The organism is Devosia sp. GW821-FHT12F11, from assembly GCF_058806655.1.
Window position 1 is genome coordinate 641,934 of the sequence record NZ_JBXAPX010000001.1, and the last position, 11,514, is coordinate 653,447.

The 11,514-nt window shown below is 64.7% G+C and carries 11 protein-coding genes; 9 read left to right on the forward strand and 2 right to left on the reverse strand.

Annotation, left to right across the window (positions count from 1 at the left end; genetic code table 11):
* Nucleotides 1-70 precede the first annotated feature (70 nt).
* From mutM to AC1ROK_RS03315, 8 genes are all read left to right on the forward strand, one after another.
* Nucleotides 71-952 carry a bifunctional DNA-formamidopyrimidine glycosylase/DNA-(apurinic or apyrimidinic site) lyase gene (gene mutM / locus AC1ROK_RS03280; protein WP_492843793.1) on the forward strand — a complete coding sequence of 294 codons (882 nt, stop codon included), beginning with the start codon at nt 71-73 and terminating at the stop codon, nt 950-952.
* A 150-nt stretch (nt 953-1,102) separates the two neighbouring features.
* Entirely contained in the window at nt 1,103-1,369 is a 267-nt protein-coding gene (rpsT, locus tag AC1ROK_RS03285; protein ID WP_055047341.1) for a 30S ribosomal protein S20, read from the forward strand.
* A gap of 877 nt (nt 1,370-2,246) precedes the next feature.
* On the forward strand, nt 2,247-3,698 hold the full coding sequence (gene dnaA / locus AC1ROK_RS03290; protein WP_492843795.1) for a chromosomal replication initiator protein DnaA: 1,452 nt from the start codon (nt 2,247-2,249) through the stop codon (nt 3,696-3,698).
* Between the two features lie 133 nt (nt 3,699-3,831).
* Nucleotides 3,832-4,002 (forward strand): hypothetical protein, encoded by a 171-nt coding sequence (locus tag AC1ROK_RS03295; protein ID WP_492843797.1) that lies wholly within the window; start codon nt 3,832-3,834, stop codon nt 4,000-4,002.
* A 170-nt stretch (nt 4,003-4,172) separates the two neighbouring features.
* Nucleotides 4,173-5,291 carry a DNA polymerase III subunit beta gene (gene dnaN, locus AC1ROK_RS03300; protein ID WP_492843799.1) on the forward strand — a complete coding sequence of 373 codons (1,119 nt, stop codon included), beginning with the start codon at nt 4,173-4,175 and terminating at the stop codon, nt 5,289-5,291.
* A gap of 79 nt (nt 5,292-5,370) precedes the next feature.
* A complete protein-coding gene (recF, locus tag AC1ROK_RS03305) occupies nt 5,371-6,498 on the forward strand; it encodes a DNA replication/repair protein RecF (RefSeq protein WP_492843801.1) in 1,128 nt (375 codons plus the stop codon).
* A gap of 193 nt (nt 6,499-6,691) precedes the next feature.
* On the forward strand, nt 6,692-9,148 hold the full coding sequence (gene gyrB, locus AC1ROK_RS03310) for a DNA topoisomerase (ATP-hydrolyzing) subunit B (protein ID WP_492843803.1): 2,457 nt from the start codon (nt 6,692-6,694) through the stop codon (nt 9,146-9,148).
* 61 nt (nt 9,149-9,209) lie between these two features.
* A complete protein-coding gene (locus tag AC1ROK_RS03315; protein ID WP_069911569.1) occupies nt 9,210-9,545 on the forward strand; it encodes a hypothetical protein in 336 nt (111 codons plus the stop codon).
* A 202-nt stretch (nt 9,546-9,747) separates the two neighbouring features.
* Here the strand turns inward: AC1ROK_RS03315 and AC1ROK_RS03320 are convergent, their stop codons facing one another.
* Both AC1ROK_RS03320 and AC1ROK_RS03325 read right to left on the reverse strand, forming a co-directional pair.
* Entirely contained in the window at nt 9,748-10,038 is a 291-nt protein-coding gene (locus AC1ROK_RS03320; RefSeq protein WP_492844669.1) for an Atu4866 domain-containing protein, read from the reverse strand.
* A 110-nt stretch (nt 10,039-10,148) separates the two neighbouring features.
* Entirely contained in the window at nt 10,149-10,283 is a 135-nt protein-coding gene (locus AC1ROK_RS03325) for a hypothetical protein (protein ID WP_492843805.1), read from the reverse strand.
* A 172-nt stretch (nt 10,284-10,455) separates the two neighbouring features.
* Here AC1ROK_RS03325 and AC1ROK_RS03330 point away from each other — a divergent pair, with 172 nt between their 5' ends.
* Nucleotides 10,456-11,370, forward strand: coding sequence for an AraC family transcriptional regulator (locus tag AC1ROK_RS03330; RefSeq protein ID WP_492843807.1), 915 nt, complete (start codon nt 10,456-10,458; stop codon nt 11,368-11,370).
* Nucleotides 11,371-11,514 lie beyond the last annotated feature (144 nt).

The following is an 11,514-nucleotide window of genomic DNA, read 5'->3' on the forward strand; positions in this document are numbered from 1 at the left end:
GACAGAACGGTGGGCTTGTTACCGGCGCGCCCCGCAGTCACATAGGGGCGACAACCAGAACGAGGATGCGATGCCCGAACTGCCAGAGGTCGAAACCGTCCGCCGCGGGCTCGAGCCCTATGTGACGGGCGCGCATATCGACAAGGTGACGCTCAACCGCAAGGATCTGCGCTTCCCGTTCCCCGAGGGGTTCAAACAGGCGCTCGAAGGCGCGACCATCGAGAGCACCGGGCGGCGGGCCAAGTACTTGCTGTTCCGCTTGTCGAACGGCAAAACCTGGCTCAGCCATCTGGGCATGACCGGCGCCTATCGTTTCGAGGATTTCAAGTTCAAGGAGCCGTCGCGCTATTACGAGCCCGACGAGAACCGCAAGCACGACCACCTGGTGCTGGAGCTGACCCATCCCGAGCACGGCTCGATGAAGCTCATCTACAACGACGCCCGCCGCTTCGGCTTCGTCGACCTCTATGAGCACGAGGCCGACAGCCCCTATCTCGAAGGGCTGGGGCCCGAGCCGTTGTCCAATGCCTTCAACGCCGCCGAGATGGCGGAGCGCTTTTCAGGCAAGAAGGCCCCGATGAAGGCGGCGCTGCTCGACCAGCGCGTCGTGGCGGGGCTGGGCAATATCTATGTCAGCGAGGCGCTGCACCGCGCTCACATCCGGCCCGACATCGAGGCGAGGACCCTGGTGCTGAAATCGGGCAAACCGAGCAAGCGCCTCGAGGATCTGGCGGACGGCGTACGCACCGTGCTGATCGAGGCGATCGATGCCGGCGGCTCGACGCTGAGGGATTTCCGCAATGCCGAGGGCAATTCGGGCTACTTCCAGCACCGCTTCGCCGTCTATGATCGCGAGAACGAGCCATGCCCGACGCCGGGCTGTCGCGGCGTGATCAAGCGCATCGTGCAGTCGGGCCGCTCGACCTTCTTCTGCCCGGTGTGCCAGCACTAGCCCGGCTGCCGGGGATTCCAGTTGACGTCCCCGGTCGTCGCGACTATACAGCGCCCAACTTGGCGGCCCGAGATGCCGCCGATTTCATTTCATCGCCCCTGGAAAACCGGCCGCGGCTGGGCCAGCGGGTTGAGCGCCAAAGAGGAATTGATGGCCAATACTGCTTCCGCCAAGAAGGCCACGCGCAAGATCGCGGCCCGCACCGAAGTGAACAAGTCGCGCCGCTCGCGCATGCGCACCTTCGTCCGTAAGGTCGAGGAAGCCATCACTGCCGGTGACCACGCGGTTGCCGTCGCCGCTCTCAAGGCCGCCGAGCCCGAGATCGTCCGAGCCAGCCAGAAGGGCATCGTCCACGCCAACGTGGCCGCCCGCAAGGTGAGCCGCCTCAACTCCCGCGTGAAGGCTCTGCAGGCCTGATCGGCCGCCGAGTTCGAACCATCGTCAAGATGGTTTGACGACAGCTTTGTGAATGTGAAGGGCTCCCTCCGGGGAGCTTTTCTGTTTTGGTGATCCCCTCGGGAGGTTCCGGGAGTGGGCGCGCCCAGTGTGACAGCTTTGCGACACCTGGGTGAAGAGTTATCCCCTTCGGAAAGCCCAGCGTTTCTGGGGCTTTGCCGGGGTCTGTCATCAGAATTTCATCTGCCTGTCAGGAATGAATTGCCGCAATTGGGGCGGTGCAACCACTTAGTGCGGAAGCGTCGAAAATCTCACGAAACCCCGATTCCCCCTTGAGTCACAGCGCCTTGGATTTCGACCCGGACAAAGTGCCGCGGAAAGGTTTTTGCAAAGGGTGAGAGTCAACCCCCTCTTGGTGAAAAACCCCCGTTGATTGGAAAATTCCGCCCCTCTAAGATGCCCCTCGTCGCTCAGGAACACCCGGCGCCAGAACCGAGTAATGAGGCGACATGACTGGCAGGAATGCTGAACTTTGAGATCGTGGCTGAGGCGGTATGGACGCAGCCGGCAGTCTTGGGGAAACTACATTCGTAGTCTGGTTTGATTAGTATTAGTTCTGGTCTTGCGGGGTCGTAAGACGTTGCGGTAGCCCGGGCGCGATCAGCGACTCGGCTCAATTGAAAGTTTAGTTAGACTGAACCGCGGCGCAGTTCGCGGGCAGGACAGGTCTGTCCGGAAAACGGGCAGCTAGGTTGGCGGCGCTGTGCCCATGCGGGGCAGCATAGAACAGGATTTGGGGTCACACACGATGGCGATGAACGCGGCGGCGGGTCGTGCCGATTGGGTATCGGAAGCAGGGAACGGAAAGGGGCAGGGCGGCGACAAGGGGGGAATGGTAATGATGGGCAAGGACGGCCAGCCACTCGGTTCGAACGATCTGTTCCAGCGGGTCCGCGCCCGGCTCAAGGCCGCCGTCGGCGAGGATGTGTTCAATTCCTGGTTCGCCCGGCTGGAGCTCGAAGAGATCGTCGATGATCTCGCCCATCTGAGCGTCCCCACCCGATTCCTCTCGTCCTGGGTCCAGTCCAACTACGCCGAGAAGATTCTCGAGGCGTTTCGCGCCGAGGCCGCCGGCCTTGCCCGTCTGCATTTCACCGTGCGTGTCAACGGCCAGGCCCGGCCGCGCCTGCATCAGGCCGAGGCGGCGGCTGAGGCCGTCGAGACCGAAGTTCCAGCCGTTCCGGCCACCCAGCGCACCATGCGTGAGCCGGTGGCCGCAGCGCCGGCGCCGCGTGGCGACGCGCTGTCGGGCTCGGCGCTCGATCCCAAGATGACTTTCGACAGCTTCGTCGTCGGCTCCGCCAACGAGATGGCGCTGCAAGTGGCCAAACAGGTGGCCCATGCGGCCGCCAACAACACTGTCAGCTTCAACCCGATCTACATCCATTCGAGCGTTGGCCTCGGCAAATCCCACCTGCTCAACGCCATCGCCTGGGCTGCCGGGGCGGCTGAGCCGGGCCGGAACATCGTCTACCTGACGGCCGACCATTTCATGTACCACTTCATCACTGCCGTGCAGCGCCAGTCGGCGCTCGGCTTCAAGGAGTGGCTCCGCCGCGTCGACTTGTTGCTGATCGACGACATGCAGTTCCTGCAGGGCAAATCCGCCACCGAATTCGGCCACACGCTGGGCACGCTGCTGACCGGCGCCAAGCAGGTGGTGGTGGCCGGCGATGCGCCGCCGCGCGACCTCGAAATGCTCGATGAGCGCGTCCGCTCGCGCCTTTCGGGCGGGCTGGTGGTGCCGATCAACTCGTTCGATCTCGACCTCCGTCGCGCCATCGTCACCCGGCGCGCCGAGCAGGCGGTCTCCCGCTTCTCCGATGCGCATTTTGCGCCGGCGGTGCTGGACTATGTGGCGCGCGTCGTGGTGAGCCACGGCCGCGACCTCGACGGGGCGGTCAACCGCCTGCTGGCCGCCAACCAGCTGACCAAGGAGCCGATCACCGTGGCGCTGGCCGAGCGCACGCTGGCCGACCTGGTGCGCCAGCGCGATGCCCGCCGCGTCCGTATTGAAGACATTCTCAGGATCGTGTCGCGCCACTACAAGGTGCCGCGCAACGACCTGCTCTCCTCGCGCCGCTCGCGCGACGTGGTCCGCCCGCGCCAGATCGCCATGTATCTGGCCAAGGCCCTGACCTCGCGCTCGCTGCCGGAAATCGGCCGGCGCTTCGGCGGCCGCGACCACACCACGGTGCTGCACTCGGTCCGCAAGGTCGAGCAGATGATCAAGGACGACGGCGAACTGGCGCAGGAGATCGAGCTCCTCAAGCGCATGCTCGAAGAATGAGATTTGAGGCCCTCTCCTCTGGGAGGGGGCGCCGCCGGCCGAACCATTCGGCGGCTGTTTGAGTTCTGACCCAGTAGGGTCTCTTGGTAGGTTAGTAGCGTTGCCGGTATCGCGTTCGAGAACTCCGCGGCTGTTGCTGCGGATCAGAAAAGGTCTGAAGCGCCTCGATCTGGGGGCGCGTCCTGCAGCCCAGCCGCTGCCGCCCGACCGGGCCTGGCACGAGATGCTGGCGCGCCTCGATGCCGAGGACGCCGAACGGCGCCTCGAGGCAATGGAACGGGCGCTCAACGGCGAGAAACGCTGACCGGCGGCGAGAGCCGCACCCCGCACGCATTTTCTCTAGGGATAGCTGGCCTGCGGCCCTGCGCGCCCTTGCCTTTTGCCCCTTGAATTGTAATGTCGCAGCCCGGTTTCCGCTTGGTTTTGCCGGGTTTTGACCGGGCACGGACTGTCTGGGGTAGGGGTTTTGGGTTTATGAAAGTCACTCTCGAGCGCAACCATCTGCTCAAGTCTCTGGGGCACGTCCACCGAGTGGTGGAGCGCCGCAATACCTACCCCATTCTCGCCAACGTGCTGCTCAAGGCCTCCGACGGCAAGCTCGACCTGCGCGCCACCGACCTCGATATCGAGGTCACCGAAAGCGTTCCGGCGATGGTCGGCCAGGCCGGCACCACCACGGTGCCTGCGCACACGCTCTACGAAATCGTCAGGAAACTCTCGGACGGCGCCGAAGTGCGGCTCGAGAACGAAGGCGCCGAGCAGTTGCTGGTCACCTCCGGCCGCTCGCGCTTCCACCTCGCCTGCCTGTCGCCCGACAGCTTCCCGGACCTGAAGTCCGGCACCTTCACTCACACCTTCTCGATACCCGCGCCGACGCTGCGCGAACTGATCGAGCGCACCCAGTTCGCCATCTCCAACGAGGAGACGCGCTACTACCTCAACGGCATCTACATGCACATGCTGGATGTCGGCGGCACCCCGACGCTGCGCGCCGTCGCCACCGACGGGCACCGCATGGCGCGCGCCGAGGCCGACGCACCCGCCGGCGCCAAGGGCATGCCGGGCATCATCGTGCCCAAGAAGACCGTGTCGGAAGTGCAGAAGCTGCTCGAAGGCGCCGAAGGCGAGGTCGAGGTCGAACTTTCCGACACCAAGATCCGCTTCACCCTGGGCGGCGTGGTGCTGCTTTCGAAGCTGATCGAGGGCACCTTCCCCGACTATGACCGGGTGACGCCCAAGAACAACGACAAGCAGATGAATGTCGACAAGCAGACCTTCGCCACGGCGGTGGATCGCGTTTCGACCATCGCGTCGGATCGCGGCGGCAAGGCGGTGAAGCTGTCGATGAAGGAAGGCCAACTCGAGCTCAGCGTCACCAACCCCGACCATGGCACGGCAAGCGAAGAGCTGGCCGTCGAGTTCGAGCCCGAGGGTTTCGAGATCGGCTTCAACGCCCGCTACCTCCTCGACATCATCGGCCAGATCCGCTCGGAAAACGCCGTCTTCCTGTTCAACGACGCCGGCTCGCCGACGCTGGTGCGTGAGGACGGCGACGCCAAGGCGCTCTACGTGCTGATGCCGATGCGGGTGTGACCAGACGAGCGAATAGCGAGTGGCGAGTAGCGAATAGGGTTTCTTTCCCTGCTCGCTATTGGCTACTCACCATTCGCTCATGATGCCTTCTCGCTACATCTCCCGGCTCCGCCTCTCCCACTTCCGCAACTACGCGTCGGCGGCACTCGACCTCGACGGGCGGCATCTGGTGCTGGTCGGCTCGAACGGCGCGGGAAAGACCAACCTGCTCGAAGCCGTGTCGCTGCTGTCGCCGGGCCGCGGCCTGCGTGGCGCGCCGTTCGAGGATGTCGCGGCGCAGGGCTCTGATGGGCTCTGGGCCGTGGCGGCAACGGTCGAAACGCCTCAGGGGCCGGTCGATATCGGCACCGGCGCCGGCGGCCCGGAGGGTGGGCGGCGGGTGCGCATCAATGGCGCGAACGCCCGCACCATCGAAGAGATGAGCGCCTACCTCCGCGTGCTCTGGCTGACCCCGGCAATGGATGGGCTGTTCACCGGCCCGGCGAGCGAGCGCCGGCGCTTCCTCGATCGGCTGGTGACGACGCTGCTCCCCGGCCATTCGGCCCAGGTATCGGATTTCGAAAAGACCATGCGGCAGCGCAACCGGCTGCTCGACGAGGACGCCGACCCGATCTGGATCGACGCCGTCGAAGCGCAGATGGCGGCGGCAGCGGCGGCGGTGCATTTTGCCCGCGCCGACAGCCTCGGCGACTTGCAGGCGCTGATCGCGGCGGGGGTCGACGAGGCCAACTTTCCCGCGGCCCGGCTGGCGCTGACGCCGCTGTTCGAGGACCGGCACGAGGCTCAGTCATCGGCCTCCCTCGAAGCCGATCTCAGGGCGCTGTGGCGGTCGAACCGCAACCTCGATCGCGCCGCCGGGCGCACCCTGGTTGGCCCGCACCGCATCGACCTCGAAGTGCGCCACGCCCAAAAGGACATGCCGGCCGCGCTCGGCTCCACCGGCGAGCAGAAGGCGCTGCTGATCGGGTTGATCCTCGCCCATGCCCGGCTGGTCAAGCGCTCGGCCGGCATCGCGCCGTTCCTCTTGCTCGATGAGGTGGCGGCGCATCTCGACCCGGGCCGCCGCGCCGCCCTGTTCGCCGCCCTCGACAGCCTCGGCACCCAGTGTTTCATGACCGGCACCGATCCCATGCTGTTCGAGGCGCTGGCCGATGGTGCGCAGCGGGTGATCGTCAAGGATGGACGATTGGCGCGCGAGCCGGAGTAGGCCGGGCAGCAAGCGCTCGGCAGCTTCGATTTTTCACCGGTTGGAGGTGATGGGTCTCCGATGGCGCGGAAGCCATCCACAACCCAGCCCTAAGCCTTGTAAAACGGGCTAAAAATAGCCATTTCCCTTGGGTATGAGCACCCGATCCGCTAGACCGATTCCAGCGGACCTGCTGACCTGATTCGGGACCCCCTTGAGCACCTCCGAGACCCCCTCCGATCCGAACGAATATGGCGCCGATTCCATCAAGGTCCTGAAGGGCCTCGATGCCGTGCGCAAACGCCCTGGCATGTATATCGGCGACACCGATGACGGCTCGGGCCTGCACCACATGGTCTATGAGGTGGTCGACAACGCCATCGATGAGGCGTTGGCGGGCCACGCCGATCTCGTGACCGTGCAGCTCAATGCCGACGGCTCGGTCTCGGTCAACGACAATGGCCGCGGCATCCCGACCGGGATCCACGCCGAAGAGGGCGTCTCGGCGGCCGAGGTCATCATGACCCAGCTGCATGCCGGCGGGAAGTTCGACCAGAACTCCTACAAGGTGTCGGGCGGCCTGCACGGCGTGGGCGTCTCGGTGGTCAACGCGCTGTCGGTATCGCTGAAGCTCAATATCCGGCGCGACGGCGAGATCCACGAGATGGAGTTCTCGCATGGCGACGCGGTGGCGCCGCTGAAGCAGGTCGGCACCTATGTGCCCAACCACCAGCCGGGCACCTATGAAGGCCGCTCGGGCACGCTGGTTACCTTCCTGCCCTCGTCCGAAACCTTCACCATGGTGGAGTTCGACTTCAAGACGCTGGAGCACCGGCTGCGCGAGCTCGCCTTCCTCAATTCCGGCGTCCGCATCATCCTGCGCGACCTGCGCCATCCCGAGCCGGTGGAGATCGAGCTCCACTACGAGGGCGGGCTGGAAGCCTTCGTGCGCTATCTCGACAACGCCAAGACGCCGCTGATCAGCGCGCCGATCATGCTGTCATCCGAGCGCGACGGCATCACCGTCGAAGTCGCGATGTGGTGGAACGACAGCTACCACGAGAACGTGCTGTGCTTCACCAACAACATCCCGCAGCGCGATGGCGGCACGCACCTGGCGGGCCTGCGTGCGGCGCTCACCCGGCAGGTCACCAAATATGCCGAGGAGAGCGGCATCCTGAAGCGCGAGAAGGTCGAGGTCTCGGGTGACGACATCCGCGAGGGCCTGACCTGCGTGCTCTCGGTAAAGGTGCCCGACCCGAAATTCTCGAGCCAGACCAAGGACAAGCTGGTCTCGTCCGAGGTGCGTCCGGTGGTCGAGAACGGCGTCAACGACAAGCTGCAGCAATGGCTGGAAGAACACCCGGCCGAGGCCAAGTCGGTGGTCGGCAAGGTGGCGGAAGCCGCCGCTGCGCGTGAAGCCGCCCGCAAGGCGCGCGAACTCACCCGCCGCAAGTCGGCGCTCGACGTCAACTTCCTCGCCGGCAAGCTCAAGGATTGCTCGGAGAAGGATCCCGCCAAGTCGGAAATCTTCCTCGTCGAGGGTGATTCCGCCGGTGGCTCCGCTTCGCAGGGGCGCGACCGCTACACCCAGGCGGTGCTGCCGTTGCGCGGCAAGATCCTCAACGTCGAGCGGGCCCGCTTCGATCGCATGCTGGGGTCCGAGCAGATCGGCAACCTGGTGATGGCGCTCGGCACCTCGATCGGCCGCGAAGAGTTCAACCCGGACAAGCTGCGCTACCACAAGATCATCATCATGACGGACGCCGACGTCGACGGCGCCCATATCCGCACCCTGCTCTTGACCTTCTTCTACCGGCAGATGCGCGAGCTGATCGACCGTGGTCACGTCTATATCGCCCAGCCGCCGCTCTACAAGATCAAGCGCGGCTCGTCCGAGCAGTACCTCAAGGACGAGCGGGCGCTCGAGGACTACCTGATCGACACCGGCACTGACGACGCCGTGCTGAGGACCCGGGACGGGGTCGAGCATGCCGGCGAAGACCTGCTCTCGATCGTCCGCCAGGCGCGCGAAATCGTGCACGCCATCGAGGGGGTGAATACCCGCTACAACCGCTCGCTGATCGAGCAGGCGGCGATCGTCGGCGGCCTCGATGCCGAGGCGCTGCTCGATCCGGAGCGCACCGCGACGGTGATCGAGCGCGTGGTGCGCCGGCTCGACCGGCTCGCCGATGAGGTGGAGCGCGGCTGGAGCGGTGTCTCCGATGGCCAGGGCGGGTTGATCTTCACCCGCACCATCCGTGGCGTTACCGAAAGCCACGCCATCGATGCGCAACTGCTCGCCAGCGCCGATGCCCGAAAGGTCCGCGCCACGGTCGACAAGCTGTCCGATCTCTATGGCGGCGTCGCCAAGCTCACCCGCAAGGACCAGAGCTTCGAGATCTACGGCCCGTCATCGCTGTTCGGCGCCATCAACACCGTCGGCCGCAAGGGCATCTCGCTGCAGCGCTATAAGGGCCTGGGCGAAATGAACCCGGGCCAGCTGTGGGAAACGACGCTCGATCCGAACGCCCGCACCCTGCTGCAGGTGCAGATCAAGGAAAGCGACGACCATGATCGGCTGTTCTCCAACCTGATGGGCGACCTGGTCGAACCGCGTCGCGACTTCATCCAGGACAACGCGCTGAGCGTCGCCAACCTCGACGTGTAAGGGAGGACGCTGCGTTGCATCGCCCTTCTTTCCTGATCGCGCTCCGGTAGGGACCTCGGCGATGGAATGGGTCGTCGCGGGCATCCTGATCGTCGTCGCCGTTGCGGTGCTCTGTTTCGCCGCCTTCGCGCTGGCCAAGCGCAGCCGCTACAGCCGGCTGCTGCAGAAATATGGTGGCGACGAGAAACTGGTCGATGCCCTGATCACCAGGACCATCTGGCAGGGGATGACCGCCGAGCAGTTGCGCGACAGCTGGGGCGAGCCGGCCTCGATCGAGGAAAAGGTGATGAAGACCAAGATCAAGCAGGTCTTCAAATACCGCCCGGTCGCCGCCAACCGCTACCGCGACAAGGTCACGCTGGAAGACGGCGTGATCGTCGGTTGGGACCAGAAGTAGGTCCCCCCACGTGCGCTACCGATTCTTTCACCGTTCAAGTGAAACGGCGAGAGGATTTAAGTCATTGATTTTGTGATGCGTTCGAACCGGAAGAGTCTGCCACCTTTCCTGAAAGCTCTCTAGCGTGTTCGACCGAACAACAAAAAGGGCCCGCTGTCTGGCGGGCCCTTTTCCGTTCTAGTCAGGCGACGACGCCCGCCGGTCAGTCGCGGGCGTACATCACCATGCCGGCGTGGTGCAGCACTCCGGCAATGAAGTCGCCGTCAGCCACCAAGCCCGTGTCGTCCTGGTACTCGATGTGGTTGCCGACGATCCGGTAATTGCCCTGATAGGCGGCTTTGAGGTGGCCGCGTGCTTCGATGTAGCGGCCATTGGGGAGGAGGGCCTGGCGGATTTCGCCATCTTCGGTGACCCATAGGCCGGTGTAGTCGTGTCTGGTGCCCATTGGTGAAACTCCGTGCTGGAGGAAGCGGGCCGGCCCGCCTGGCCTCAGGAGGTCTGTACGTCCTGCAGGCGCGTTACGGCAGGCCAAGCGTGGTGACGGCGACGAAGGCGAGCGCGGCGACAAGCGCCACGCCGGCAAGCATCGCAACCAACCGACCCTTAGCCATTCATGCTCCGCCGCTCACGGCGTGGCCGCCGCGGCTGGGTATTCACCGGCTTCAGAAGCTTGCTGGTGATGGCGAGGATAGCCGCGGGCTGCAGGCGCCGGGCGATGCTGGAAAGATCGATGTTCATTTAGGTCCTCGCTTTCTGCCGCAGACTTTGTTGCGTCTCGCGGTGACAGCTATATCGCTCACAGAGGCCCGGAAGCGGTAGACCGATCCTCCACAGTGATTGCACGATCCTCCAAAACTTCGTGATGAAGCGTGACTCGCCAGCACGAGCTGCTATGTAGGTTGCACGAAGAATGAAGGAATTCGCCATGGATCGCATGGATGAGCTCAAGAGTCTGATTGCACAGTTCGCAAGCACGGACGGGATTCAGGCAACGCCGATCGAGGGCATGTCGCTGGTCCGGATTTCGCATCCGTCCGAGCCGATGCATGCCGTGCACCATCCCGCGCTGTGCATTGTGGCTCAGGGCAGGAAGCGGGTGATCGCCGGCGACCGGGTGCTCAACTACGACGCATCGAACTTCCTCGTCGTCTCGGTCGATACGCCTGTCATCGGCCAGGTGGTCGAGGCGACGCCCGAGGCGCCGTATCTGTGCGTGAAGCTGGAACTTGATGCTGCTGAGATCGCTGCCCTGCTGATCGAGGTCGGCGGGGTGACGGCAGCCGCGGCCGAGGCCGAACCAAGCGTCGCGGTGAGCCCGATCATGCCCGAACTGCTCGACGCGGCGATCCGGCTGGTGAAACTGCTCGAACGGCCGGAAGACCTCGCCGTGCTGGGGCCGATGCTGAAGCGCGAAATCCTCTACCGCTTGCTGCGCTCCGACCAGGCGACCAAGCTGCAGCAGATCGCGCTGGCCGAGAGCCGGCTGCAGCAGGTGAACCGCGCCATCGGCTGGATCAAGCTCAACTATCGCGACGCCTTCGCCATCGAGACGGTGGCGGCGGAAGCGCGGATGAGCCCCTCGGCGCTGCATCTGCACTTCAAGGCGGTTACGGCGATGAGCCCGCTGCAATACCAGAAGCAGCTGCGGCTGCAGGAGGCGCGGCGGTTGATGCTGTCCGAAGCGCTCGATGCGGCGACTGCCGGTCACCGCGTCGGCTATGACAGCCCCAGCCAGTTCAGCCGCGAATACGCCCGTACTTTCGGCGCCCCGCCCCTGCGCGACGTGGCTCGGCTGAAAGCCGGCGACCTGCTGTCGGCCGGCTGAGCGGAACGCTGTCACTCACCCGCAACACCACTTCGTCAGCTCGCTTAAGTCCACATAAACCGGCCACATTTAACTTGGATAGCGATGGGGACCGCGCTGGTCGAAGGCCCGGATTTTTCGGGTTGGCTTGGGCTTGGCGAGACG

Bases quoted from the DNA above. Each gene is read 5' to 3' on its own strand.
- mutM (WP_492843793.1), top strand. From the start codon at position 71: ATGCCCGAACTGCCAGAGGTCGAAACCGTCCGCCGCGGGCTCGAGCCC.
- rpsT (WP_055047341.1), top strand. From the start codon at position 1,103: ATGGCCAATACTGCTTCCGCCAAGAAGGCCACGCGCAAGATCGCGGCC.
- dnaA (WP_492843795.1), top strand. From the start codon at position 2,247: ATGATGGGCAAGGACGGCCAGCCACTCGGTTCGAACGATCTGTTCCAG.
- dnaN (WP_492843799.1), top strand. From the start codon at position 4,173: ATGAAAGTCACTCTCGAGCGCAACCATCTGCTCAAGTCTCTGGGGCAC.
- recF (WP_492843801.1), top strand. From the start codon at position 5,371: ATGATGCCTTCTCGCTACATCTCCCGGCTCCGCCTCTCCCACTTCCGC.
- AC1ROK_RS03315 (WP_069911569.1), top strand. From the start codon at position 9,210: ATGGAATGGGTCGTCGCGGGCATCCTGATCGTCGTCGCCGTTGCGGTG.
- AC1ROK_RS03325 (WP_492843805.1), bottom strand. From the start codon at position 10,283: ATGAACATCGATCTTTCCAGCATCGCCCGGCGCCTGCAGCCCGCGGCT.
- AC1ROK_RS03330 (WP_492843807.1), top strand. From the start codon at position 10,456: ATGAAGGAATTCGCCATGGATCGCATGGATGAGCTCAAGAGTCTGATT.